Source organism: Erwinia sp. TECH1 (genome assembly GCF_054057575.1).
The window spans coordinates 2,543,400-2,567,712 of record NZ_JBSRZK010000001.1; the positions used below are offsets into that span (position 1 = coordinate 2,543,400).

Below are 24,313 nucleotides of genomic sequence, written 5' to 3' on the forward strand. Positions count from 1 at the left end.
AGCCCTGACTTATAGTAGTCAGCGTAAACATTGGGTAATGTTGTTACTCCCAGGTAAAAAAATGTCGCTATGAATAAAATAGTATTCGTTGAGGACGATCGGGATGTGGGCGAACTTATCGCCGCCTACCTGAAGCGTCATGATATTGAAGTGATCGTAGAAAGCCGTGGCGACCGCGCCGAAGCCACCATTGAGGCCGCCATGCCGGATCTGGTGATGCTGGATATTATGCTGCCCGGCAAGGACGGCATGACGCTGTGCCGCGATCTGCGCGCCAGCCAAACATGGTCCGGCCCGATTGTGCTGCTGACCTCGCTGGACAGCGATATGAATCATATTTTATCGTTGGAGATGGGCGCCAACGACTATATCCTTAAAACCACGCCGCCTGCGGTGCTGCTGGCGCGCCTGCGGCTGCATCTGCGTCAGGCCGCGACGCACAGCGGCGACGAGGCGGTGATTGCTCCGGCCATGAGCGCACAGAAAACCCTGCGTTTCGGCACGTTGACCGTGGATGCCGTTAACCGCCAGGTCACGCTGGGCGGCGAAATCATCGCTCTTTCCACCGCTGACTTCGATCTGCTGTGGGAGCTGGCGACGCATGCCGGATCGATTCTTAACCGCGATGCCCTGTTGAAAACGCTGCGCGGCGTGAGTTACGACGGCATGGACCGCAGCATCGACGTGGCGATCTCACGCCTGCGTAAAAAGCTGCTGGACAGCGCAACCGAGCCTTATCGCATTAAAACCATCCGTAATAAAGGCTATCTGTTTGCGCCACACGCCTGGGATACGCAATAAAAATCGTTCGTCTGGCGGATGTCGGTAAAATTTTGTTCTGCCGATCCGTGTCAGGACGATTGTGCAGCAGGCAGCCTTTTTGTTCTGCCGATTCGTTCAAGGACAATCGCGCAGCAGGTAGTCCTGTTTCCGACATTACCAGCCGGGACATGTAACCGAAACAGCGGCTCAGCACTTTAATAAAACCGAATAAACCTGTGACAAGGCCCACCGAAGTGGGCCTTTGCATTTTCAGTGGTAAAATCCGGTATGGCCCGGAGGGCCAAAATGCTGAGCCGCGCTCCGTGGAAGCGGCGGTGGCCCTATATGTTGACTGCCGCTGCCTGCTGTCCCTGGCGCACCAGCATGATGATGCCGGTCTGATGATGGGCTGGAATGATGATGCGTGCCGTCAGCCACTACGCAGCCAGCCAGGGCTGCGCTTCCCAATACTATGAGCAAACCTGATATTACTTTTTTTACAAACATAATCTTTTCCGGTTAAGTAGCACCCGCTCAGAATATGGCTGGGATTTTATACCAACGTTAAATGCAAAGGGAGTTTTACAGCATTCTTCAAATTTAATGCCCAGGATCAATTTAATACAGAAAATTTTTTCTGGCATGAGAAAACATGACACAAAAGCGAACACCCAAGGACATGCATCACTTTTTAGCGCCAAAATCCTTCCTTTCCTGTTCTGAAACCAGACGTTATAAGTTGATGATACCGTGAAAACAGATAAGCCTTTTCAACTTCTCCATAGGGTGAAAGAGGATTTATGCAAAGACACATTAACACATTCCAATTAAATAACTTTTTTGAAAATAAAAATCAAATAACCGCTATAAAAATAGCTATAAGTTCCAATATTAATAATTAAGTAAATCTGTTTTTGGAGAGAAATTCGTTGGGATTTTAAAGAATGTCTCTTTACAATCACCAGAGAAAAACACATAGTATTTTCATCTAATTCCCCTTCAGAAACGGCCTTATTTTAACTATCTTACCGGTAAGCTATTTCAATGGATAAAAGGATGAGTTATGGATAACTACTTAGCGAGAGCCCCCTTCACCCGTTACTTCCTTACAATGGCAGACCTTGAGGCACGGCAACTTTCAAGACTTGCTGCCCAACTGGCGGATCGCCACCTCAGAAATACAGCTGTAAGAATGGATTTCAGAGACAATATACAAAATTTTATCGTTCATCAGTTACAAACTATCCGAACCGCCCGGCAGGATCGTCTCTGCCAGCAATCTCTCAATAATCTGAAGCAGGAAAGAGCGTTTCTGGAAAGTCAGGATCGCCAGCTAAGCATGGGTAATGCTAAAATCGTTGCGACCGCTCAGTTAAGGCAGGAAAATGGAATATGGGGTTATGTAATTAATGGTGTTGGCGTAGTACTGAGTGGGTTTCAGATTGTTGCGGGTGGTGGGATATTAGCGGCTTCGATTGGATCGGGCAACATTATTGGAGTTGCATTTGGTGGTATGCTCGCCTTACACGGTCTTAACGCATTTCAGGAAAGCATTTCTGACTTTTTTGATGGTAAAAACGATCGTATTGGTGATTTAAAACAAGGTTATATCTACGCGGTGAAACTCCCTGGCTTCGATAGCAGAACCGGCAGGCTTGCATATAGCTATATGGATTTATTCTTATCAGCTTATGGTATGTCGCGACTGATTATGAAACCAGAAGCATGGAGGCTGTTTCACTACCTGAGATCGGATTATGTGCGGAACATTAAGAACATGTCACGAACCGACCTTCTGATTGAAATTGGAAGTGATGCCATGACAATTAAATCAATTCATGGTGAACATCATAACTAGCTGTTATTCCTGATAAACAGATATGCCTTGGCACCCAACTTTAACGGTGCCAGAAACCAGAAAACAATCAAAGTAAAAATTAATGTTAAAAAGGTTGATAAAAAATCGGACTGTCCTCTGATAAAATAAGCCCCTCCAAAATAAAAAAGCACAACTAAAAGAAATATTACACATCCAATAAACCTTTTCCTTAAGTCAATCAGCAGCGCCTGATACGTTGTTGTATCTTGTTCAACCCGATGTTTGAGCAAAGCAATTTCCCTGGCACTAAACCCCTGCTCTGAAAGTTTTTCTTCCATTTTAATATTTGTCATCTGTCATCCTTACTTGACGTTATCCCCATCAGTTATAATAACGCGCTCGATGCAAAGGGCAACACAAAACCCCATTTTTTCCGGGGCTATAACTGTACTATCAATAAGCTGTCCATGCTGAAACAGGGGTTCGCCGAATGTATAGCGGCGGTATTCATACTATAAAATTACCTCCCCCCGAGTTTTATACGTTAAGGGAGCAGAAAAAGCTTACGGGATATTTTCCAAAAATTTCCGTGACTCTTCAGCGGCGCGGATTTTGCACCACAAGGATACACAAGCTTTATTTTGTGTTCGTCTCCGGATCGAAGCGTGGTAGCCAGGCCTCTCACTATCGGGACTCTGGAACATCTATCCGGGACAGAGCCGTGAGGCGAGCAGGGTTTTATCGCCGCCCATATCAGTCAAGGCATACATTTTACCTGCTGGAGGCTATCTGCCGACGCAGGCCCGGCTTTCATTGCTAATCGGAGGATGCAGAAATGGTTTACACCGTCTGCTCACCGTGAATAAATGCACTGGGCCGAACTGTTGAACCAGCGCACAGGGGGATTACGTCCTGCCCCCACAGTGCCCTTTCAGCCATCGCGATATAGCTAAATTTATGTTTTTTAGGTAAAAAAAATGAAGAAGCTGTTTATTCAGTTTTATCTGCTGCTGTTTGTCTGTTTTCTGGTCATGGCGATGCTGGTGGGGCTGGTGTATAAATTTACCGCCGAGCGTGCCGGGCGAGAGTCAATGGATGACCTGATGAAAAGCTCGCTCTACCTGATGCGCAGCGAGCTGCGGGAAATCCCGCCCCGCGACTGGAATAAAACCATCGATAATCTGGATCTTAACCTCTCTTTTAAGCTGCATATCGAGCCGATGAACAAGTATCAGCTGGATGCGCCTACCATGCGCCGCCTGCGCGCGGGCGGGATCGTCGCCCTTGATGACGAATACACTTTTTTACAGCACATTCCGCGCAGCCATTATGTGCTGGCCGTGGGGCCGATCCCTTACCTCTTTTTCCTGCACGAAATGCGCATCCTGGATATCGTGCTGCTGGCCTTTATCGGCATTTCGCTGGCGCTGCCGGTGTTTATCTGGATGCGGCCGCACTGGAAAGACATGCTGCGGCTGGAGTCGGCGGCGCAGCGCTTCGGCCAGGGCCATCTGGACGAGCGGATCCATTTTGATAACGCCTCCAGCCTGTTGCGGCTCGGCGTGGCCTTTAATCAGATGGCGGACAATATCAATACGCTGGTGGTCAGTAAAAAGCAGCTGATTGACGGCATCGCCCATGAGCTACGCACGCCGCTGGTGCGCCTGCGCTACCGGCTGGAGATGAGCGATAATCTTAGCGCCAGCGAAGCCGCCGCGCTGAATCGCGATATCGGCCAGCTGGAGTCGCTGATTGAAGAATTGCTGACCTACGCCCGCCTGGACAGGCCAAAGGTCGATCTGCATCTTCAGTCGCTCGATCTGGCTGCCTGGCTGAGCGAACGGCTGGACGATATCCGCATGGTGCATCCCGAATTTACCCTGGAGCTGGATACGCCGCAGCGTCAGAACCTGGGCGTGGCGGACACGCGGCTGATGGAGCGAGTGCTGGATAACCTGGTCAATAACGCGTTGCGCTATGCCCGGCAGCGCCTGCGCGTCGGGCTGTGGTTCGACGGCGATACCGCCTGCTTGCAGGTAGAGGATGACGGGCCGGGCATTCCACTGGCCGAGCGCGAACGGGTATTCGAGCCTTTCGTGCGTCTTGACCCCAGCCGCGACCGCGCGACCGGCGGCTGCGGGCTTGGGCTGGCGATTGTGCACTCGGTAGCGCAGGCCTTTGGCGGCACCGTGACTATCGACGCCAGCCCGCTTGGCGGCGCAAGCGTTCGCTTTTGCTGGCCGGTTGATTTACCCTTAACGCCTCCTCGCGCTGTCTGACAGCGCCATGACTAAAAGGATATCTATGTCATCCGCCTATGCAAATCTGACCCGAACCTTTACCCGTCTTTCCCGCTTCGGCCATCTGTCAGCCATCGCCGGCTGGGATATGATGACCATGATGCCGCCCGGCGGCAGTAGCGCACGCGGCGCGGCGCTGGCCGAACTGAGCGTGCTGCGTCATGAAATCCTGACCGATAAAGCCGTGGCGCAATGGCTGGATCAGGCTGCCAATGAAACCCTGAATGACGTGGAGCGCGCTAACCTGCGTGAGATGCGCCGCGCTTACGATCAGGCCGCCCTGCTGCCTGCCGCGCTGGTCGAGGAAAAATCTCTCGTCGGCGCCCGCTGCGAACACGCCTGGCGTCAGCAGCGCCCCGCCAATGACTGGCAGGGTTTTGCCGCTAATCTGAAGGAAGTAGTAAAGCTGAGCCGGGCGGAAGCCGAGCTGCGCGCGCAGGCGAACGGCCGCTCCCGTTACGATGCGTTACTGGATCTTTATGAGCCTGGCATGACCGCCGCCAAGCTGGACAGCACCTTCGGCGAGCTGAAGCAGTGGCTGCCTTCGCTGCTGGCGCGTATTGTCGAGAAGCAGTCACGCCAGCCGGTTGCCGTACCGGTTGGCCCTTTCGCGGTGGAGTCGCAGCAGCTGCTGGGCAACGCGCTGATGAAGCTGCTTAATTTTGACTTTAACGCCGGGCGACTGGACGTCAGCGCGCATCCGTTTTGCGGCGGCGTTCCGGAAGATGTACGCATTACTACCCGCTACAACGCTAACGAATTTATCAGCGCGATGATGGGCGTGATCCACGAAACTGGCCACGCCTGCTACGAGCAGAATCTGCCGAAGCAGTGGGCCGGTCAGCCCGTTGCACTGGCCCGCTCCACCGCGATTCACGAGTCGCAAAGCCTTTTCTTTGAAAAGCAGCTGGGCCGCAGCACGGAGTTTTTGAGCCTGCTGCTGCCGCAGGTTAAAACGCTGATGGGCGACCGTCCTGAGCTGGAAGAAGCTAACTTTATCGCCCTTAACCAGCGCGTTAAGCCTGGTTTGATCCGCGTGGATGCGGATGAAGTGAGCTATCCCGCGCATATCATTCTGCGTTATGAGATCGAGCGTGCGCTGATCGAAAGCGAGATTGAAGTGGACGACATCCCGACGCTGTGGCAGGAGAAGATGCAGGCGCTGCTGGGGCTGGACACGACCGGCAACTATCGCGACGGCTGTATGCAGGACATTCACTGGACGGACGGCTCGTTCGGCTATTTCCCTACCTACACGCTGGGTGCCATGTACGCGGCACAGCTTTTCAACAGCGTGAAAAAGGCGCTGCCGCAGGTGCACAGCGATATCCGCGAAGGAAATCTGCAACCGATCTTTGACTGGCTACAGCAGAATATCTGGCAGCACGGCAGTCGTTTCACCACCCGTCAGCTGATTGAAAACGCCACCGGCGAAGATCTTAATCCGCGCTTTTTCCGGCAGCATCTGGAAAACCGCTACCTGTAACCAGTTCGCAAGCCCGTCGCGCCGGCGGGCTTTGTACAATCGGTAACACGCCGATACCAATCACTCACGGAAAGCCCGCCGCCCTTCCCTTATAGTCTCTTCACCGGCCCCGCAGTGGGCTGAAAAATGAAATAACACTTTGAGGGTTGTGCAATGAAAAAATTATTCGCTCTGGTTGTAGCCGCTGCTATGGGTATCTCTTCAGTTGCTTTTGCTGCTGAAACCACCGCCGCGCCAGCCACTACCGCACCGGCTGCTTCTACTACCGCCGCGCCAGCTCATGCCGCTAAGCATCACAAAGCGCACAAGAAAGCCGTGCAGAAAGCGCAGGCAGCTAAAAAACACAAGAAAGCCGTTAAACAGCCGGTAGCCCAGAAAGCTCAGGCAGCCAAGAAGGCCCACAAGAAAGCCGTTAAGCCAGCTGCACAGAAAGCGCAGGCTGCCAAGAAAGTACACCACAAAAAAGCGGCTAAACCAGTAGCGCAGAAAGCGCAGGCCGCCAAGAAAGTGCACCATAAAAAAGCAACCAAGCCAGTAGCGCAGAAAGCTCAGGCCGCCAAGAAAGTACACCACAAGAAAGCCGCTAAGCCAGTAGCGCAGAAAGCTCAGGCCGCCAAGAAAGTACACCACAAGAAAACCGCTAAGAAAGCCGCCGCGCCTAAAGCGTAATTGCCGAAGCAAGCCTTCAACTTAGTCTGTTCACTTAAACACCCGGTTCAGCCGGGTGTTTTTTTCCTGGAGTATCGGATGATGGTGCGCCGCTATTTATTCGAAATTATCCTGGCCTGTATGATTATCTGCGGCGCTATCGCCTTTAGCTTCTATCTTTAATACCCGTAGCCTGCTGATTTATAAATTAAACTTCCTTTTTACCGCCAGCCGACTATAGTTATTACCACCTGCGGTTTTTAATCTCCATTCAGAGAGAGACATGCGCCTGAAAGCTTTTTTTTTAATGGGATGTTTAGCCCTTTCATTTTGTAGCCACGCCGGTGACGACGACGCACAGGATGTCAGAACGCTGTTTTTCGGCAAAGACGATCGCCACCCTGTCAGCGATACCGCCAGCCAGCCGTGGGAAGCAATAGGCCAGCTGGAAACCGCCAGCGGCAACCTGTGTAGCGCCACCCTGATTTCGCCTCATTTAGCCCTGACTGCCGGCCACTGTCTGCTGGCGCCGCCGGGCAAAATCGATAAAGTCGTTGCGCTGCGTTTTATCGGGCATGATGGCGACTGGCGCTACGAAATTCACGATGTGGATACCCGGGTCGATCCCGCTTTAGGCAGAAAGCTTAAGGCCGACGGCGACGGCTGGATCGTGCCTTCATCGGCCGCACCTTACGATTACGGGCTGGTCGTACTGCATAACCCGCCTTCCGGCATAACGCCCGTGCCGCTGTTTGACGGCAGCCGCAGCGATCTGACCGCCGCGCTGAAAACGCAACAGCGTCGGGTAACTCAGGCGGGCTACCCGGAAGATCATCTTGATACGCTCTATTCACACAGCAACTGTCTGATTACCGGCTGGGCGCAGAAAAATGTGCTGTCGCATCAGTGCGACACCCTGCCTGGCGACAGCGGTTCGCCGCTCCTGCTAAAAAGCGACAGCGGCTGGCAGCTGATTGCGGTACAAAGCTCTGCACCGGCGGCAAAAGATCGTTACGAAGCGGATAACCGCGCCATTGCCGTCACCGCCTTCCGGGACGGCCTGGAAACGCTGGCGCAGGAATAAAGGGATAAATGAATGCCGTCGGTTTGCGGCATTCAGGCAGGTTTTTAAGCTGTACTAGTGAATATCCTTTTTGCCTTTTCTCCAGCCGGATGCAGCAGGCAAAGCCGCTCACCAATCCTTAACGCGCTTTTACTGCTAATTCTTTTAGCAACAGCTATTTAAGTTTAAGAGCGTCCGCTGGCCTGTATTGCCAGCGGACGAGTTAATCTCAGAGCACTATCTCATCCATTGCCTGCTGAATACGCTTTTCCGAAACCGGATAAGGCGTGCCCAGCTGCTGAGCGAAATAGCTGACGCGCAGCTCTTCAATCATCCAGCGGATCTCTTTTACATCCTCATCATCGCGGCAAACCGGCGGCAGCTTGTTAAACCACCCCTGCCAGGCCTGCTGAACTTTCTCTATCTTGACCATTCTGGCGCGGTCGCTGTGCGGATCGACCGGCAGCTTTTCCAGACGGCGCTCGATAGCCTGCAAATAGCGAAGGGTGTCGGCAAACTTGTTCCAGCCGTTGCCGGTAACGAAACCGCGATATACCAGGCCGTTCATCTGCGCTTTGATATCGGAAAGCGCCAGCGCCATCGTCATATCCACGCGCCCTTTCAGCCGCTTGTTGATAGCAAACACCGCCGTCAGGATCTGCTCGACCTTTTTGGCTATTTCCACCACGGTTTCGTTCAGCTCCGCTCGCACTTTTTCATGCAGCTGGCGGAAGCCCTCTTCCTGCCAGGTCGGGCCGCCATATTCAGCAATCAGCTTGTCCACGCCGCAGGCGATGCAGTCATCTATCAAATCCAGCACTTTGCCATAAGGGTTAAAGTAAAGCCCCAGCTTGGCTTTGTTCGGCAGCTTTTCATGCAGATATTTAATCGGCGAAGGGATATTGAGCAGCAGCAGCCTGCGCTGACCGCGCCACATCGCTTTTTTCTGCTCGTGCTCGGAATCAAACAGCCGGATCGCCACGCTCTCTTTTTCATCCACCAGCGCGGGCCAGGCCTTCACGCTGTAGCTGCCGCGCTTCTGCTCGAAATGGTCTGGCAGATCGCCGAAGCTCCAGATATGCAGGCCGCTCTGCTCCAGCCCGTCATCCGCCACCAGCGACAGCGTTTCCTGCACTTTGGCCTTCAGCTGCTCTTTCAGCGCGGCGAGATCGCGTCCTTCCGCCAGCTTGCGGTTATGTTCGTCCACCACGCGGAAAGTCATTTTAAGATGATCGGGCACCTGATCCCATTGCCAGGCCTCACGGTCGATAGTGACGCCGCTCATCCGACGGAATTCGCGCTCCAGCGCGTCCACCAGCGGCAGCTCCAGCGGCGTGGCGCGCGCCAGAAAAGCGTCGGCGTAATTCGGCGCGGGCACAAAGTTACGGCGTAACGGTTTTGGCAACGACTTAATCAGCGCGATAACCAGCTCCCGCCGCACGCCGGGGATCTGCCACTCGAAGCCTTTTTCCTCAACCTGATTCAGCAGCGGCAGCGGGATATGCACCGTAACGCCATCCGCATCGGTTCCCGGCTCGAACTGGTAGCTCAGCTTCAGCTTCAGGTTGCCCTGCTGCCAAAAGTTAGGGTAATCCAGCTTGCTGATGTTCTCAGCGCCTTCGCGGATCAGCATCTCTTTAGCAAAATTAAGCAGCTCGGGCTGCTCGCGGCTCGCCTTTTTCCACCAGCTGTCGAAATGGCGGGCGGAAATCACCTCGTGCGGAATACGCTGGTCATAAAAGGTAAACAGCGTCTCGTCATCCACCAGGATATCGCGGCGGCGCGATTTATGCTCCAGCTCTTCCACCTCTTCGCGCAGCTTAAGATTAGCGCGGAAGAAGGCGTGACGCGTCTGCCAGTCGCCTTCCACCAGCGCGTGGCGGATAAACAGCTCGCGCGACAGCACCGGATCGATCGGGCCGTAGTTGACCTTGCGCGCCGCTACGATCGGCAGGCCGTACAGCGTGACTTTTTCACTGGCCATCACGGCGCCCTGGCCTTTCTCCCAGTGCGGCTCGCTGTAGCTGCGTTTAATCAGATGCTGCGCCAGCGGCTCGATCCATTCCGGCTCGATACGGGCGGCAATACGGCCCCAGAGACGGCTGGTTTCCACCAGTTCAGCGACCATCGTCCACTTCGGCGGCTTTTTAAACAGGCCGGAGCCGGGGAAAATCGAGAAGCGGGCGTTGCGCGCGCCGGAGTACTCCTGCTTCTCGACGTCTTTCTGACCAATATGGGAAAGCAGCCCGGTCAGCAGCGCAGTATGCACGCCCCGGAAATCCGCCGGTTCGCTGTTCAGCAGAATACCCAGCTCGCGCACCACCTGCCGCAGCTGGGTGTAGATATCCTGCCATTCGCGCACGCGCAGATAGTTCAGGTAGTCCGTTTTGCACAGGCGTCGGAACTGGCTGGACGACAGCGCTTTCTGCTGCTCCTGAAGGTAGTTCCACAGATTGACGAAGGAGAGGAAATCGGACTCTTTGTCGGCAAAACGGCGATGTTTCTCGTCGGATGCCTGCTGTTTCTCTACCGGGCGCTCGCGCGGATCCTGAATTGAAAGCGCGGCAGTGATAATCATCACTTCGCGGGTACAGGCGTATTTTTGCGCCTCCAGCACCATTTTCGCCAGGCGCGGATCGACCGGCAGCTGCGCCAGCGAACGGCCGGAAGGCGTCAGCTTATAGTGCTGGTCGTCCAGGGTTATCGCGCCCAGCTCTTCCAGCAGCTTGACGCCATCCTGAATATTGCGTTTGTCCGGCGCTTCCACAAAAGGAAACGCGCCGATATCGCCCAGCCCCAGCGCGGTCATTTGCAAGATGACCGAGGCCAGATTGGTGCGCAAAATTTCCGGATCGGTAAAGGCCGGACGGCTTAAAAAATCCTCTTCCGAATAAAGGCGGATACAGATGCCCTCGGAAACGCGGCCGCAGCGTCCTTTACGCTGGTTTGCCGACGCCTGGGAAATCGGCTCAATCGGCAAACGCTGAACCTTGGTGCGGAAGCTGTAGCGGCTGATACGCGCCGTGCCGGGATCGATAACGTACTTAATACCGGGCACGGTCAGCGACGTTTCCGCCACGTTGGTCGCCAGCACGATGCGCCTGCCGCTGTGCGACTGGAAGACGCGGTTCTGCTCGGCGTTGGAAAGGCGCGCATAGAGCGGCAGGATCTCCGTATGCGGCAGATCGCGCCGGTTCAGCGCATCGGCGGTGTCGCGAATTTCCCTTTCGCCGCTCATAAAGATCAGGATATCGCCACGGCTTTCCTGACCCAGCTCGTCCACCGCGTCAAAAATCGCCTGTAGCTGATCGCGTTCGGTGTCGTCCGCCTCTTCCACAATCGGCCGGTAACGCACTTCGACCGGATAAGTGCGGCCGGAGACTTCAATCACCGGCGCATGGTGAAAGTGCCGGGAAAAGCGCTGTGGATCGATAGTGGCCGAGGTAATGATAATCTTTAAATCAGGACGGCGCGGCAGCAGCTCGCGCAGATAGCCCAGCAGGAAGTCGATATTCAGGCTGCGCTCGTGCGCCTCATCAATAATGATGGTGTCGTACTGCATCAGCAGGCGATCCTGCTGGATTTCCGCCAGCAGGATACCGTCGGTCATCAGCTTGATCTGGGTCGTTTCGCTGACCTGATCGTTGAAGCGCACCTTGTAGCCCACGCAGCCGCCGAGCGAGGTTTCCAGCTCGGCCGCAATGCGATCGGCCACGGTTCTCGCCGCCAGACGACGCGGCTGGGTGTGACCAATCAGCCCCGTGATGCCCCGGCCCAGCTCCATGCAAATCTTCGGCAGCTGGGTGGTTTTCCCCGAGCCGGTTTCGCCTGCCACAATCACCACCTGGTGATCGCGAATAGCCTCGGCGATTTCCTGTTTCTTCTGGCTGACCGGCAGGTTTTCCGGGTAGCGGATGGTCGGCGTGGCCGCTTTCCGCAGCGCCACGCGCTGTTCCGCCGCGGCGATTTCGCCGCTCAGCTCATCGGCTATCGCCTGCTGAGCCGCAGGGTTCTTCACTTTTTTTGCGCCGTGCAGGCGCTTTTGCAGCCGCTGACGATCTCTGAGCATCAGCGCGTCCAGGCGCGGCGCCAGCGTCGTTAAAGGCGTACGGGGAGTATCAGACATAAAAAAGCTCGCTAATCGCCAGCAGGCTGGCAAACAATAAAGTATGAATAAAAAATTTTGCGTATTGTAGCACAGACAACCACTTAGCTACGGCTGCGGCGCGCTAACCTTGTTCAGTAAATTCGAACACGGGCTTCAGAATATTGCACTATCCCTACGGCTGATTTGCCAATAGAGTGTAAGTCATTGAGCGGACACATCCGCATAACAAAGGAAATTCATTATGAGCAAAGTTTTAGTACTGAAATCGAGCATTCTCGCAGGCTACTCACAGTCCAACCAGCTGGCCGATCACTTTGTTGCAGAGTGGAAAGCGGCGCACAGCGGCGATGAGATCGTGATCCGCGATCTGGCTGCAAATCCGATTCCGGTACTGGACGGCGAACTGGTCGGCGCGCTGCGTCCTTCCGATGCTGCTCTGACGCCGCGTCAGCAGGAAGCCCTGGCGCTTTCCGACGAGCTGATTGCTGAAATTCAGTCTGTGGATACCGTTGTTATTACGGCGCCGATGTACAATTTCAACATCCCGACGCAATTAAAAAACTACTTTGACCTGATTGCCCGCGCCGGCGTAACTTTCCGCTACACCGAGAAAGGCCCGGAAGGTCTGATCGTCGGTAAAAAAGTGATTGTGATCACCAGCCGCGGCGGCATCCATAAAGATACGCCAGCCGATCTGCAAACGCCTTACCTGAAGCTGTTCCTGGGCTTCCTGGGTCTGAGCGACGTACAGTTCGTTTACGCTGAAGGCATGGCATACGGCCCGGAAGCGGCCACCAAAGCCAGCGAAGAAGCGAAAGCCACGCTGAACCAGCTGGTTAACGCCTGATCTTTTCCTCAGATCTCGCCTGAAAAAGCAGCCGCCCGGCTGCTTTTTTATTGCCGCAGCGGCGCATCCTCGCCGTTTTTCAGCAGCGTCTGCACGTCTTTGTCCGCTTTAATCACGATTTCATGCTCGATTTTCACGTTCATATTGATGGTAATCGGCTCTTTTGGGGCAGCGACCTCAATACGGGGCACGCAGCCGCTGAGCAGCATCCCCGCGAGGATCGGCAGAGCTGTTTTCATTCGGTTTTTCCTTGTGCTGACAGCGTGGCGTGCTGCTCTGTCCAGGATTGCAAATTGTCACCAAAGCGCAGGCTACGCCACAGCTGAAAAATATTTTCCTGCTGCGTGTAGTGCAGCGAGACGTGCTGATTTTTATCGCTGAAGCGGCTGGTGCCGTTGACCTGCGCCGTCATGGTCATCTCGCCTTTATTATCAATATTCAGCGTGGCCCGACTGCGGGAAATTTCCATATAGCGTAGCCAGTCCATCGCCGCGCCGGTGGCAATATTACCGGAAGCCAGCGCGTCGGCGAAATCTTTATCCAGCCGCAGCGTCAGCGGGCCGCTGTTGGTGATCCAGCCCTCTTTGACCAGCCAGGCAGAGTTTTGCAGCCACAGCGGCAGCGCGCCGTCAACGCGGCCGGACATGGCGATTTTTTTCGGCTGAATGGCCGTTACCAGCTCGCTCATGCTGATAGCTTTCAGCCGTAGCGTGGCCGCTTCGGTTTGCGGTAGCTGAAGGCTAAGCAAACTCAGCTCGCCGCCCAGCACCTCCACCCCGACGTTGCTCAGGCGCAGCGGCCGGGCGGCGCTCCACGGATACCAGCCCTGAAGATCGGCGCGAATATTTTTTAGCGCAAACTGGTTTTTAATTGCCTTGATGCGCAGCGAAACCGGGCCTTTGGCGCCAAAGTACCACTGGCCCGCTTGCAGCCTGAACGGCAAAGAGAAATCGATGCCGGTAAACTGGTTATCCGGCGTGCGCACGCTGCCGTCGCTGACCACCCAGTGGCCGCCTGCGGCAAAACCCTGATCCGCCGCCGCTGAAAAAGCGACCTGAGCTTTCAGCGTGCCGCCGCGAACAGACATTTTCAGATCGTCGTTCAACAGTGACTGGAAAACCCTTAGCGACTGCTGCGGCCACCAGGCCTGGCCACGCAGCCGCGTACCGTCCCAGCGGCCCTGTATCCGTACCGGGCCGACCGGATCGGCGGTCAGTTTGCCCTTATAGAGGAAACGAGCGGGATCGCTACCGTTGAGGTCAAGCATTAACTCTGCGGGCGGCAGATAGCCGCCGCTGTCGAGGCTGGTGCGCTGCGCGTTGAGCCGCAAGCTTGCGCTAAAAGCAGGGGTTTTCTCGTCGCGTAGCCAGCGAACCGGCCTGGCCAGCGTTAGCCTGGGCGCGGCCATTGTTACCCCGCCGTAGCGAATTTGATCGAATCCGGTGGACAAAGAAGCGAGTTCAATCTGCCGATCCTGCCAGCTTCCACGCCCTTTTACATCCCATTTGGCCGCCAGCGGCGCCATCAGCCCGTCGCCCCAATAGCGCCACAGCCAGCGGCCTTTGTCCGGCCAGAATCCCGTGGCGCGACCGTCCAGATGCAGGCGGAACCGTCCCATCTGGTTATCGTGCGCGCTAAGAATGGCCTGTAGCCGCCCCTCGATGCCCGCTGAAGAGACCGCCACGCCGGAAAGCGGCCAGCGCGCTTCGTCCACCTCCAGCGTAGAGAGCAGACGCCCGCGCATCCGCAACAGCGCGCCGGGCTGAAGGCGCAGCACGGGATCAAGCAGCGGGCCCTGTAGCTTGCCGGGAATGCCGGCGAAAAAAAGCAGCTGCGCCAGTTTGCTCTCGCCCGTCAGGCGAAACGGCAGCTCGCTCTGCGTCCAGTCCAGATGGCCCGGCCCGACTGACAGCACGACGTTGCCTTTGCCGCCGCGTCCCTGCGTCAGCACATTGAGTCTCCCTGTGACTTCCATCCCCGGCAGCCCTTGCCGCCAGTCTTTTAGCGTCAGGGCCACGCCGCCGGACACCGGTTGTGCGGCCCAGGGCCAGCGCCATTTGCCCTGGCTAATCGCAATTTGCTGCGCGGAAACCCGCCACGGCAGCAGCAGCAGCGGCTCCTCCAGATCCTGCGCCCTGAGGGTCAGCGTGCCGCTGTTCTGCTGCCAGTTGAGGCTGGCCCGCAGCGGCTGTGGAACGCTGGCCGTTTTCAGCGTGGCCGCCAGCTCGCCGCTATCCGGCAGCCGGTCAGGTATTTTCGGCAGCGTCAGCAAACCGTTCATGGTGATGGGATCGGTCGTGCCCGCTACGCTAAGCGCCAGCGACTGTACATCCAGCTGTTGGCCCGCCAGCACGGCCCGTAACGAAAGGTTTTCGCCCTGCCAGTGAATAAGCTGCCGTTGTGGATCGAGGTTGAGCCGTAGCGCTCCCGCCCAGCTTTGCCAGGGAAGCAGGCTGACGCGCTCAATGGCAACGTCTGCTTTTGGCAGCATTGACTGCCACTCCGCCAGCGAACGCGGCGCGGCAGGCTGATCGCTGCTTGTCGACAGCTTGCTGAAACAGGCGCTGTTGACTTCAAGTAGCGTCGCACCCAGCTTCCAGCGGCCTTCGGCGCTTCCCAGCGTCACATTGCTCGCCCTCGCCAGCTCGCAGTCGCCTGTGCGATAGCGAAGGCCGGGCAGCCACAAGGCGCCTGAACGCCAGCGGGGGTTGCCATCCAGCCTGACCGTGGTGGCAGCGGGCAGCCAGAAGCCCGCCAGCCGCGGCAGCCACCAGCTCAGCGTCAGCAGTCCGGCGCCGCTTAAAACCGCAGCGGCCGCGATGGCAATAATAAATAGCTTCCAGCCCCGGCCCATACTTCAATCCATTCCTTATGTTAAGGCGTAAATCATGGCACGTCCTGCGCGCCGCGAGAAGATTTTAGCGGGTAATTATTCACCTGCCGAACAAATATTGCCTGCCATTGGCTGACTAGCCGTCCAATGCGAAGTATTGTTAAGGGAGAGCTGTCTGACGGATACAGGAGATCATGCATGAAACTTGCGGTATACAGTACCAAACAGTACGACCGGAAATATCTTGAGCAGGTTAACGAAAGCTATGGATTTGAGCTGGAATATTTTGATTTTCTGCTGACCGCGCGCACCGCGAAGACGGCGGCTGGCTGCGACGGCGTCTGCATTTTCGTTAACGACGATGGCGGCCGCGAGGTGCTGGAGGAGCTGGCGTCGCTGGGCGTCAAATATATCGCGCTGCGCTGCGCCGGATTCAATAACGTGGATCTGGAGGCGGCAAAAACGTTGGGATTGAAAGTGGTGCGCGTGCCGGCCTATTCGCCTGAAGCCGTAGCGGAACACGCCGTTGGTATGATGATGACGCTGAACCGCCGTATTCACCGGGCTTATCAGCGAACCCGCGACGCCAACTTCTCGCTGGAAGGCCTGATCGGCTTCAATATGCACGGTCGTACCGCCGGTATTATCGGTACGGGCAAAATCGGCCTTGCCACGCTGCGTATCTTGAAAGGATTTGGTATGCGGCTGCTGGCTTTCGATCCTTATCCCAATCCCCAGGCGCTGGAACTGGGTGCCACCTACGTCGATATCAAAACGCTGTTCAGGGAATCGGATGTGATTTCGCTCCACTGTCCGCTAACACCCGAGAATAATCATCTGCTGAATATGGCGGCTTTCCAGCAGATGAAAGATGGCGTGATGATTATTAATACCAGCCGTGGCGGCCTGATTGATTCTCAGGCGGCGATTGACGCGCTAAAAATGCAGAAGATCGGCTCGCTGGGTATGGACGTTTACGAAAACGAACGCGATCTCTTTTTCGAAGATAAATCTAATGACGTTATTCAGGACGATATCTTCCGTCGCCTGTCCGCCTGCCATAATGTTCTGTTTACCGGCCATCAGGCTTTCCTGACGGCAGAAGCCCTGACCAGCATTGCCGAGACCACCTTGCAAAATCTGCAGCAGCTGGAAAAAGGCGATCTCTGCGATAATGAGCTGACGGGCTAACGCCGGTTTTTAGCGGGCGCAGCTGCCGCTGGCCAGCGCGCTTTCGCCGCAGCGACGCCCGTTGGCCAGCTGGCACATGCCTACAGCACTTCCATCCAGCTGGCGCGAAAGCGCCAGCGTTCCCCCGGCGTCTGAACAGGCGCTGGCGGCCAGATCGGACATCACGACTTTAGGCGGCACGTGGGCGCTGGTAGCCTGCTGCGGCGGCTCGTTATCGTGGCTACAGCCGGTAAGCAGGACGCAACCAGCAAGCAGAAATATCGCTGCTCTCATCAGAAAACTCCGGAAGAAGGACTTGGGCGTGGGTCAGCATATGTCAGGATGCCGTCAGGGTCGAGCGCAGTCACGAATATTTACTAAATTAAAAATAATGAATGGCAATAGCCGCTGGTCTGATTTTACCAATAAGGTCATCAACGCAGACAGTAGTGACAGTGTCACCAGGATGAACCTGGCGCCCGCCTGAAGCTGAGCATAAGCGTGACGTTGTCACCTTCGTCGACTTTTAGCTGTTGGCATTACGTGCGTTGACACTAAAGCCTGGCTGAATAAATAGCGTAACGACCTGAAGGCTTAAGCAATTTATGGCATGATAGCTTTCTCTCTTCGGCAGCTAATCCTGTCGAACGGAAACGGCCTTACACCGGGTTTTATCTAAGGAGAATAAAATGAGCGACAAACATGTGCGTATCGTGGCGAAGTTTACCGCCAGAGCAGGTAAAGCAGACGAACTGAAGAAAGTGCTAAACGCGGGCGTTAAGCCGGCACGCGCGGAAGAAGGCTGTATTCATTATGACCTGTACCGCAGCGTAGAAGACGGCAACGTGTTCCTTTTTCACGAAACCTGGCAGGACGCGCAGGCTGTAGAGACGCATGGCAATCAGCCGCACTTTAAAACGCTGATGGCCGATGCCGAACCTCTGGTGGCGCAGCCGCCGGAAGTGCTGAAGTTCTGAAGCAAGAACACCCTGTTCAGGGTGTTCCGGGCCTGCCGGCGCCGCTACTTCAAAAGTCGGGCGCGGCAGGTTTTCCCTTTGATTTTCACCTGCTGCAACTGCTTCATCACCTGGCGCGCGCTGCTCTGACGGATAGCGACATACGCCTGCGTTGGGCCAATATCGATTTTACCGATAGCGTCGCCGCTCAGCCCTGCCTCACCGGTTAACGCGCCCAGAATATCGCCAGGGCGGATTTTTGCCTTACGCCCGCCGTCCAGGCTCAGCGTCGCCATTTCCGCAGGTAGCGGACGAGGCGCCACGCTTTTCAGCTCCGACACGCTGCGCCAGCTCAGCTTCTGCTGTAAAAAGTCTTCCAGCGCGTGGGCGCGGATCATCTCGTCCGGCGCAACCAGACTGATCGCCAACCCTTCCGCACCCGCGCGGGCCGTACGGCCAATGCGGTGCACGTGCACTTCCGGATCGTACGAAAGCTGATAGTTGACCACCATTGCCAGCGCTTTAATATCCAGTCCGCGCGCGGCGACATCCGTAGCCACCAGCACGCGACAGCTGCCGTTGGCAAAACGGATCAGCACCTGGTCGCGGTCGCGCTGTTCCAAATCGCCATGCAGCGCCAGCGCGCTGATTTGCTGCCCTTCCAGCGCGGCGGCGATATCGTCGCATTCGCGTCGGGTGTTGCAGAACACCACGCAGGAAGACGGCTGCTTATCGCTAAGCAGGCCGATTAACGCGGGCAGTTTCTCTCGCGAGCCGGCTTCATAAAAAGTTTGCTCAACCGCTGGCAAATCGCTGACCACATCTGTTTCCACGCTCAGCGGATCGCGCTGAACACGCTGGCTAATCTTTGCGATATCCTGCGGCCAGGTCGCGGAGAACAGCAGCGTCTGACGCGCGGGCGGCGTGTGGCTGATAATGGCGTCGATATCATCGCGGAAGCCCATCTCTAACATGCGGTCGGCTTCGTCCAGCACCAGCGTACTTAGCTGGCCCAGCTGCAAGGTTTCACGCTTCAGATGATCCAGAATACGCCCCGGCGTGCCGACGACAATATGCGGCGCATGCACCAGCGAATCACGCTGGGCGCCCATCGGCTGGCCGCCGCACAGGGTCAGGATTTTGATATTGGCGGTAAAACGCGCCAGGCGACGCAGCTCTTTGGTGACCTGATCGGCCAGCTCGCGCGTCGGGCAAAGCACCAGCGATTGGGTAACAAACTGCGTGGCGTCGATGCGCTGCATCACGCCAAGGCCGAAAGCGGCCGTTTTGCCGCTGCCCGTTTTTGCCTGCGCGCGGACGTCGCGACCTTCCAGGATCGCCGGTAACGATGCGGCCTGAATGGGGGTCATGGTGTGGTAGCCCAGCTCGTTCAGATTGGCGATCTGGCTGGCTGGCAGGGAAGTCAGGGTTGAAAAAGCGCTCACAAATTACTCTCTGAAAAACCGGAGGGGAAATTGCCGCTGAGTGTAGCAGAAAAGCGCTGGCGGACGTTACTGCCGCGGAGGGAATTGTGTGCCGGGCCGACGAAGGGATGCACGGGCAGCAAAAGCAGCGGCTGAAAAAAGCAGGCGCGGCTTCCGCTGCACGGTTAACGACGGGGAGCGGCCTCCCCGGCTTACTCAGATATTGGTGACGTCGATAAACATCGCTTTATCAATGTTGGTAGAGGAAACCGTCGCTTCGGTAAAAGCGTACTCCTCTCTTTCGCCTTCGCGATCCAACGGCAGATTGACGAAATCGAACAGATTGCGATCCGCCAGCTGGCTTGGACTGACGTTTTGCAGCGATTTGAATACGCTTTCCACGCGTCCAGGCTCTTTTTTATCCCACTCGGCAAGCATTGCTTTAATCGCCTGACGCTGTAGGTTTTCCTGCGATCCGCAAAGGTTGCAGGGAATAATCGGGAAGTCTTTCTGCTCAGCATAGGCGATCAGATCTTTTTCGCGGCAGTAGGCCAGCGGCCGGATAACCACATTGCGGCCATCGTCGGAACGCAGCTTGGGCGGCATTGCCTTCATGCGCGCGCCGTGAAAAATATTCAGAAACAGGGTTTCCACAATATCATCAAGATGGTGGCCCAGCGCGATTTTGGTGGCGCCGATGCGTTCTGCAAAAGAATAGAGCGTGCCGCGGCGCAGTCTTGAACAAAGCCCACAGGTGGTTTTGCCTTCGGGAATTTTCTCTTTTACAACAGAGTAAGTGTCTTTATCCACGATATAGTAAGGGATATTCAGGCTCTCGAAGTACTCTGGCAAAATATGCTCGGGAAAACCAGGCTGCTTCTGGTCGAGATTCACGGCGACCACCTCAAACTTCACGGGCGCAACCTTTTGCAGACCCAGCAAAATATCCAGCATGGCAAAGGAATCTTTACCGCCGCTCATGCAGGCCATCACCACGTCATTCTCTTCAATCATGTTGTAATCAATGATGGCGTTGCCGACGTTTCTTCTGAGGCGCTTTTGCAACTTGTTGAATTCGAGCGTCTCTTTTCTTGTATCAGTCTGATTCATAAATACTTATTACGCCGAGCGGACAAACCGGCGGCGGGTTTCCTGGTTGAGCGTTGGACTGTCGCGGATTATACGGGTTTTTAACAGAGGTGGAAATATTCGGGAAGCGGCCGTCAGCTGCAAAAAAGGCCGGCGATGTTAACCGGCCTGGCCGTGCTACATATGCGGCGGCGGATCGGTGATGGGATCCGGCATATCAGGCGGCGGATCGGGCATCGGCTGCGGTGTTGGAATAGGATCGGGAATCGGTACGGGATCGGTCGGCACCGGATCGGAAGCTCTTGGTGTATCCATTACGTAGTCGGACAGCATATCTTCCTCCTCGAACATAAGGTGAACTGTAAGCATAGGCACCACCGCCAGCGCTGGCAAACGGGCAAAAAAAAGCCGGCTTACGCCGGCCTGTATGAATTAAAAATGCTATGCAGTAATTCAAAAAAGGAAGTAAGACAATATGGAGCGCAACGCCCATCGCTTGACGTTGCATTCACCTGCGAGAAAGAGTTTGCCCCAGCCGTCTGCTCCTTTTATTGATATCGATCAGCTTTATTGCCCCTTTTTGCGCTTTATCGCGGCAGAGTGGCGGTAAATTACAGCCATTTACGGCGACGTAACCACCAGGCAACGCCAAGCACCAGCGCCACTAACAAAAAGCAGAAGGTGGCAAAGCCGAAGCGCCACTCGCCGCCCGGGATGCCGCCAAGGTTGACGCCAAACAGGCCGGTGAGAAAGGTTGTCGGTAAAAAGACCATCGCCAGCAGCGACATGGTATAGGTGCGACGGTTCATTGCTTCCGCCATCACCGTGCTGATTTCATCCGACAAGACTGCCGTGCGCGCCACGCTGGCATCCAGGTCGTCCAGCCCACGACCCAGCCTGTCGGCGATATCCTGCATGCGTCGTCGATCGTCATCGCTCATCCACGGCAGCCTTTCACTGGCGATACGCGAAAATACGTCGCGCTGAGGCGCCATATAGCGCCGCATAATAATCAGCTGTTTACGGATCAGCGCCAGCTCGCCTCTGGGCGGCACCTGCTGATCGACTACCGCATCTTCCAGTTCGATAATTTTATCGTGTAGGTCCTCAATAAACTCGCTGGTGTGATCGGTTAAGGCGTCGCAAACGTCCACCAGCCAGCCGCCGCCGTTGGTGGGGCCGTTGCCGTTTTGCAGATCGGTCAGCACTTCATCAATAGCGAACACCTTACGCTGGCGGGTAGAAACAATGAGCCGGTCATTAATAAATACCCGCACAACCACCAGCTGATCGGGACGCGATTCGGTGTTCAGGTTGACGCTGCGTAGCGTAATCATCGTTCCGTCGCCCAGTCGATTGACTCTTGGGCGCATACTGTCGCCGCCCAGGGCGTCCCGCACGGCGTCCGGGAGCAGCGGCGTGGACATCAGCCATTCTGCGCTTTCCCGGTGGGTGTAATTCAGGTGCAGCCAGCAGGGCTTGTCACAGTGAATTACGTCTTTATCATCAATCGGGATCAGTCCGCCCTTTCCGTCCAGCTGGCAGGAAATAATGGCGTCCGATACCTGTAAGGCCTTGCCTGCTATGCTTTCCACAACCTTTCCTCGCAGCATAATCAATGCGATACAGTCTAGCCTGCGCGAATGCCAATGCAAAACCTCCTTTCTGAGCACACAGGTTAAAAAGCGTGTCAGTGTGCAAATAAAACTCGATCCGCCTCACGATTCAGTCATCAACCCATCGCCGATGCTTGTTATTTGTTCGCCTTTAAGAAACTATCCTGAATGCTAATCAGGGTTGTCACTGTCTACGCAGGCAAAACCTGAACCGCTTATTTTCATGCCCGTGACGAAAATAAGCGGTTCAGGTTTTTTTTGGTTTTTTTCAGTTAAGGCGAAGGTGCAGGGAGCGTTTTATGAACTATCAGCAGCTGGCCCAACAAATTCTGCAAGGCGTGGGCGGCCGGGAAAACATAGCGTCACTGGTACACTGCGCGACCCGACTGCGCTTCAGGCTTAAATCCGTAGCGCTGGCCGATACGGCCTCGCTAAAAAACAATCCGGGAATTATTACGATCGTCGAGAGCGGCGGTCAGTATCAGGTGGTGATAGGCAATCATGTCGGCGACGTCTATCAGGCGCTGTTGAGCGAAGGCGGCTTAAGTGAAGGCGAACAGGCTGCCGCTGCGCCCGTAAAACTGTCTCTCTTTAATCGTTTTATCGATATCGTTTCGGGCATTTTCACCCCGTTCCTTGGCGTAATGGCCGCTTCCGGCGTGCTGAAAGGCCTGCTGGCGCTGGCGCTGGCGATCGGGCTGCTGCAGGAGCAGAGCGGCAGCTATCGGGTTCTTTTCGTCGCCAGCGATGCGCTGTTTTATTTTTTCCCCCTCGTGCTCGGCTACTGTGCCGGTAAAAAATTCGGCGGCAACCCTTTTACGTCGATGGCGATTGGGGCTGCGCTGGTGCATCCCTTAATGCTGGAAGCCTTTAATCAGGCGCAAAGCGGCGAAGCGCCGCTCTCCTTTTTCGGCGTTCCTCTGATCCTTATCAATTACGCCTCGTCGGTGATCCCCATTTTACTCGCCGCCTGGGTCGCCAGCCTGCTGGAGAAAATGGTTAATTCGCGCCTGCCGGATGCCATCCGGAATTTTATTACGCCGCTGCTTTGTCTGGGGGTGGTGGTACCGCTGAGCTTTTTAGTTATCGGTCCGGTCGCCACCTGGCTCAGTAACCAGCTGGCTGACGGCTATCTGTGGATTTACGCCCTGAGTCCGCTGATCGCCGGGCTTTTCCTCGGCGGTTTCTGGCAGGTGCTGGTTATTTTTGGCCTGCACTGGGGGCTGGTGCCGCTGATGATTAATAACCTCAGCATGCATAGCCAGGACTTTATGATGCCGCTGCTGTTCGCCGCCGTAATGGGCCAGAGCGGCGCGACGCTGGGCGTGCTGCTGCGAACCCGCGATCGCAGGCTGAAAGGCATTGCCGCTTCCGCCTTCAGCGCCACCATTTTTGGCATTACCGAGCCGGCGGTTTATGGCGTCACTCTGCCTAACCGCCGTCCCTTTATCTTTGGCTGTATCGGCGGCGCGCTGGGCGCGGCGCTGATCGGTTTTTACCATGCCAGCGTTTATTCGTTTGGACTGGCCAGCATCTTTACGATTTTTCAGAGCGTGCCTAAAACGGGCATTGATATCACCGTTTATGCCGTACTGGCAGGGGCCCTGCTGTCGCTGATTTTTGCGGCCGTCGCCACTTACTTTTTCGGTCTTGCTCCACAGCAGGAAACCGAAACCCTCGTCGATGCGACGCCGGAGCCTCCCCCGGAAAAGCTGACGCACACCTTTACCCTGACCAGCCCGCTAAGCGGCAAAGTAGTGCCGCTGGAACAGATCGCCGACGAAACCTTTGCCAGCGGCCTGCTGGGGAAAGGCGTAGGGATTGTGCCCGACTGCGGTCGTGTCGTTTCCCCACTGGACGGTCGCGTGGCTTCGCTGTTTCGCACCGGACACGCGATTGGCCTGATCGCCGAAAACGGCGTGGAGCTGCTGATCCACGTCGGGCTGGATACGGTACAGCTGAACGGCAACTATTTCACCGTTCACGTGGCGCAGGATCAGCCAGTGCGCCGTGGGGAGCTGCTCATTGAGTTCGATCTTCCGGCCCTGCGTGAAGCCGGTTATGACCTGACCACGCCCGTCATCATCAGCAACAGCGACGACTATCTTGACGTGCTTCCCGCCAGCGATCGGGAACAGGTAGCGGAAAACGGCGCGTTGCTGAAGCTGATTATGTAACTGCTTAAGGAGCAA

The 24,313-nt window shown here is 55.8% G+C and carries 20 protein-coding genes; 11 read left to right on the forward strand and 9 right to left on the reverse strand.

What is annotated here, in order from left to right; genetic code table 11:
- Positions 1-69: 69 nt before the first annotated feature.
- Positions 70-801 (forward strand): two-component system response regulator RstA, encoded by a 732-nt coding sequence (rstA, locus tag ACVWZ0_RS11850; RefSeq protein ID WP_253453961.1) that lies wholly within the window; start codon positions 70-72, stop codon positions 799-801.
- A gap of 1,024 nt (positions 802-1,825) precedes the next feature.
- The gene (locus ACVWZ0_RS11855; RefSeq protein ID WP_253453959.1) at positions 1,826-2,620 is read left to right on the forward strand and encodes a DUF4225 domain-containing protein; all 795 of its coding nucleotides are present in this window, start codon (positions 1,826-1,828) and stop codon (positions 2,618-2,620) included.
- Here the strand turns inward: ACVWZ0_RS11855 and ACVWZ0_RS11860 are convergent.
- Positions 2,617-2,934: a hypothetical protein gene (locus ACVWZ0_RS11860; protein WP_253453957.1), complete on the reverse strand. Its 318-nt coding sequence runs from the start codon at positions 2,932-2,934 to the stop codon at positions 2,617-2,619. The genes ACVWZ0_RS11855 and ACVWZ0_RS11860 overlap by 4 nt on opposite strands.
- A gap of 624 nt (positions 2,935-3,558) precedes the next feature.
- Here ACVWZ0_RS11860 and rstB point away from each other — a divergent pair.
- The 5 genes from rstB to ACVWZ0_RS11885 all read left to right on the forward strand — a co-directional run bounded on the left by rstB (position 3,559) and on the right by ACVWZ0_RS11885 (position 8,099).
- Positions 3,559-4,860 carry a two-component system sensor histidine kinase RstB gene (gene rstB / locus ACVWZ0_RS11865; RefSeq protein WP_253453955.1) on the forward strand — a complete coding sequence of 434 codons (1,302 nt, stop codon included), beginning with the start codon at positions 3,559-3,561 and terminating at the stop codon, positions 4,858-4,860.
- A gap of 25 nt (positions 4,861-4,885) precedes the next feature.
- Entirely contained in the window at positions 4,886-6,367 is a 1,482-nt protein-coding gene (locus ACVWZ0_RS11870) for a carboxypeptidase M32 (protein WP_253453953.1), read from the forward strand.
- Positions 6,368-6,520: 153 nt separating this feature from the next.
- On the forward strand, positions 6,521-7,036 hold the full coding sequence (asr, locus tag ACVWZ0_RS11875) for an acid resistance repetitive basic protein Asr (protein ID WP_253453951.1): 516 nt from the start codon (positions 6,521-6,523) through the stop codon (positions 7,034-7,036).
- An 81-nt stretch (positions 7,037-7,117) separates the two neighbouring features.
- Entirely contained in the window at positions 7,118-7,198 is an 81-nt protein-coding gene (ydgU, locus tag ACVWZ0_RS11880; protein ID WP_456784750.1) for a small membrane protein YdgU, read from the forward strand.
- Positions 7,199-7,298: 100 nt separating this feature from the next.
- Complete coding sequence (locus ACVWZ0_RS11885) at positions 7,299-8,099, forward strand: trypsin-like serine peptidase (RefSeq protein ID WP_253453949.1); 801 nt, start codon at positions 7,299-7,301, stop codon at positions 8,097-8,099.
- A 208-nt stretch (positions 8,100-8,307) separates the two neighbouring features.
- On the opposite strand, the gene hrpA is transcribed toward ACVWZ0_RS11885, so the two are convergent.
- Entirely contained in the window at positions 8,308-12,204 is a 3,897-nt protein-coding gene (gene hrpA, locus ACVWZ0_RS11890) for an ATP-dependent RNA helicase HrpA (RefSeq protein WP_253453947.1), read from the reverse strand.
- Between the two features lie 223 nt (positions 12,205-12,427).
- Between hrpA and ACVWZ0_RS11895 the strand changes: the two genes are divergently transcribed.
- Positions 12,428-13,033, forward strand: coding sequence for an FMN-dependent NADH-azoreductase (locus ACVWZ0_RS11895; RefSeq protein ID WP_253453945.1), 606 nt, complete (start codon positions 12,428-12,430; stop codon positions 13,031-13,033).
- Between the two features lie 47 nt (positions 13,034-13,080).
- Here ACVWZ0_RS11895 and ACVWZ0_RS11900 read toward each other — a convergent pair whose 3' ends face one another.
- Together ACVWZ0_RS11900 and ACVWZ0_RS11905 are read right to left on the reverse strand one after the other, a co-directional pair.
- The gene (locus ACVWZ0_RS11900; RefSeq protein WP_253453943.1) at positions 13,081-13,272 is read right to left on the reverse strand and encodes a YnbE family lipoprotein; all 192 of its coding nucleotides are present in this window, start codon (positions 13,270-13,272) and stop codon (positions 13,081-13,083) included.
- Entirely contained in the window at positions 13,269-15,887 is a 2,619-nt protein-coding gene (locus ACVWZ0_RS11905) for a YdbH family protein (protein WP_253453941.1), read from the reverse strand. Before ACVWZ0_RS11905 ends, ACVWZ0_RS11900 begins: the two co-directional genes overlap by 4 nt.
- A gap of 177 nt (positions 15,888-16,064) precedes the next feature.
- Between ACVWZ0_RS11905 and ACVWZ0_RS11910 the strand changes: the two genes are divergently transcribed.
- On the forward strand, positions 16,065-17,057 hold the full coding sequence (locus tag ACVWZ0_RS11910) for a 2-hydroxyacid dehydrogenase (protein ID WP_253453939.1): 993 nt from the start codon (positions 16,065-16,067) through the stop codon (positions 17,055-17,057).
- A gap of 9 nt (positions 17,058-17,066) precedes the next feature.
- On the opposite strand, the gene ACVWZ0_RS11915 is transcribed toward ACVWZ0_RS11910, so the two are convergent.
- Positions 17,067-17,330, reverse strand: a complete 264-nt coding sequence (locus ACVWZ0_RS11915) for a putative hemolysin (RefSeq protein ID WP_125287660.1) — start codon at positions 17,328-17,330, stop codon at positions 17,067-17,069.
- A gap of 395 nt (positions 17,331-17,725) precedes the next feature.
- On the opposite strand from ACVWZ0_RS11915, the gene ACVWZ0_RS11920 reads away from it, so the two are divergent.
- Complete coding sequence (locus ACVWZ0_RS11920) at positions 17,726-18,013, forward strand: putative quinol monooxygenase (protein ID WP_253453937.1); 288 nt, start codon at positions 17,726-17,728, stop codon at positions 18,011-18,013.
- 44 nt (positions 18,014-18,057) lie between these two features.
- On the opposite strand, the gene dbpA is transcribed toward ACVWZ0_RS11920, so the two are convergent.
- The 4 genes from dbpA to zntB all read right to left on the reverse strand — a co-directional run bounded on the left by dbpA (position 18,058) and on the right by zntB (position 22,100).
- Complete coding sequence (gene dbpA, locus ACVWZ0_RS11925) at positions 18,058-19,437, reverse strand: ATP-dependent RNA helicase DbpA (protein ID WP_253453935.1); 1,380 nt, start codon at positions 19,435-19,437, stop codon at positions 18,058-18,060.
- 195 nt (positions 19,438-19,632) lie between these two features.
- Entirely contained in the window at positions 19,633-20,526 is an 894-nt protein-coding gene (gene ttcA / locus ACVWZ0_RS11930; protein WP_253453932.1) for a tRNA 2-thiocytidine(32) synthetase TtcA, read from the reverse strand.
- 156 nt (positions 20,527-20,682) lie between these two features.
- Positions 20,683-20,838 (reverse strand): proline-rich small protein YnaL, encoded by a 156-nt coding sequence (gene ynaL / locus ACVWZ0_RS11935; RefSeq protein ID WP_253453930.1) that lies wholly within the window; start codon positions 20,836-20,838, stop codon positions 20,683-20,685.
- A 278-nt stretch (positions 20,839-21,116) separates the two neighbouring features.
- On the reverse strand, positions 21,117-22,100 hold the full coding sequence (gene zntB / locus ACVWZ0_RS11940; RefSeq protein ID WP_253453929.1) for a zinc transporter ZntB: 984 nt from the start codon (positions 22,098-22,100) through the stop codon (positions 21,117-21,119).
- Positions 22,101-22,420: 320 nt separating this feature from the next.
- On the opposite strand from zntB, the gene bglF reads away from it, so the two are divergent.
- Positions 22,421-24,298, forward strand: coding sequence for a PTS beta-glucoside transporter subunit IIABC (gene bglF / locus ACVWZ0_RS11945; RefSeq protein WP_253453927.1), 1,878 nt, complete (start codon positions 22,421-22,423; stop codon positions 24,296-24,298).
- Positions 24,299-24,313: the final 15 nt, after the last annotated feature.

What these genes read in the sequence shown, in the direction of transcription:
- rstA (WP_253453961.1), top strand. Translation starts at nt 70, where the DNA reads ATGAATAAAATAGTATTCGTTGAGGACGATCGGGATGTGGGCGAACTT.
- ACVWZ0_RS11855 (WP_253453959.1), top strand. Translation starts at nt 1,826, where the DNA reads ATGGATAACTACTTAGCGAGAGCCCCCTTCACCCGTTACTTCCTTACA.
- ACVWZ0_RS11860 (WP_253453957.1), bottom strand. Translation starts at nt 2,934, where the DNA reads ATGACAAATATTAAAATGGAAGAAAAACTTTCAGAGCAGGGGTTTAGT.
- rstB (WP_253453955.1), top strand. Translation starts at nt 3,559, where the DNA reads ATGAAGAAGCTGTTTATTCAGTTTTATCTGCTGCTGTTTGTCTGTTTT.
- ACVWZ0_RS11870 (WP_253453953.1), top strand. Translation starts at nt 4,886, where the DNA reads ATGTCATCCGCCTATGCAAATCTGACCCGAACCTTTACCCGTCTTTCC.
- asr (WP_253453951.1), top strand. Translation starts at nt 6,521, where the DNA reads ATGAAAAAATTATTCGCTCTGGTTGTAGCCGCTGCTATGGGTATCTCT.
- ydgU (WP_456784750.1), top strand. Translation starts at nt 7,118, where the DNA reads ATGGTGCGCCGCTATTTATTCGAAATTATCCTGGCCTGTATGATTATC.
- ACVWZ0_RS11885 (WP_253453949.1), top strand. Translation starts at nt 7,299, where the DNA reads ATGCGCCTGAAAGCTTTTTTTTTAATGGGATGTTTAGCCCTTTCATTT.
- hrpA (WP_253453947.1), bottom strand. Translation starts at nt 12,204, where the DNA reads ATGTCTGATACTCCCCGTACGCCTTTAACGACGCTGGCGCCGCGCCTG.
- ACVWZ0_RS11895 (WP_253453945.1), top strand. Translation starts at nt 12,428, where the DNA reads ATGAGCAAAGTTTTAGTACTGAAATCGAGCATTCTCGCAGGCTACTCA.
- ACVWZ0_RS11900 (WP_253453943.1), bottom strand. Translation starts at nt 13,272, where the DNA reads ATGAAAACAGCTCTGCCGATCCTCGCGGGGATGCTGCTCAGCGGCTGC.
- ACVWZ0_RS11905 (WP_253453941.1), bottom strand. Translation starts at nt 15,887, where the DNA reads ATGGGCCGGGGCTGGAAGCTATTTATTATTGCCATCGCGGCCGCTGCG.
- ACVWZ0_RS11910 (WP_253453939.1), top strand. Translation starts at nt 16,065, where the DNA reads ATGAAACTTGCGGTATACAGTACCAAACAGTACGACCGGAAATATCTT.
- ACVWZ0_RS11915 (WP_125287660.1), bottom strand. Translation starts at nt 17,330, where the DNA reads ATGAGAGCAGCGATATTTCTGCTTGCTGGTTGCGTCCTGCTTACCGGC.
- ACVWZ0_RS11920 (WP_253453937.1), top strand. Translation starts at nt 17,726, where the DNA reads ATGAGCGACAAACATGTGCGTATCGTGGCGAAGTTTACCGCCAGAGCA.
- ttcA (WP_253453932.1), bottom strand. Translation starts at nt 20,526, where the DNA reads ATGAATCAGACTGATACAAGAAAAGAGACGCTCGAATTCAACAAGTTG.
- ynaL (WP_253453930.1), bottom strand. Translation starts at nt 20,838, where the DNA reads ATGCTGTCCGACTACGTAATGGATACACCAAGAGCTTCCGATCCGGTG.
- bglF (WP_253453927.1), top strand. Translation starts at nt 22,421, where the DNA reads ATGAACTATCAGCAGCTGGCCCAACAAATTCTGCAAGGCGTGGGCGGC.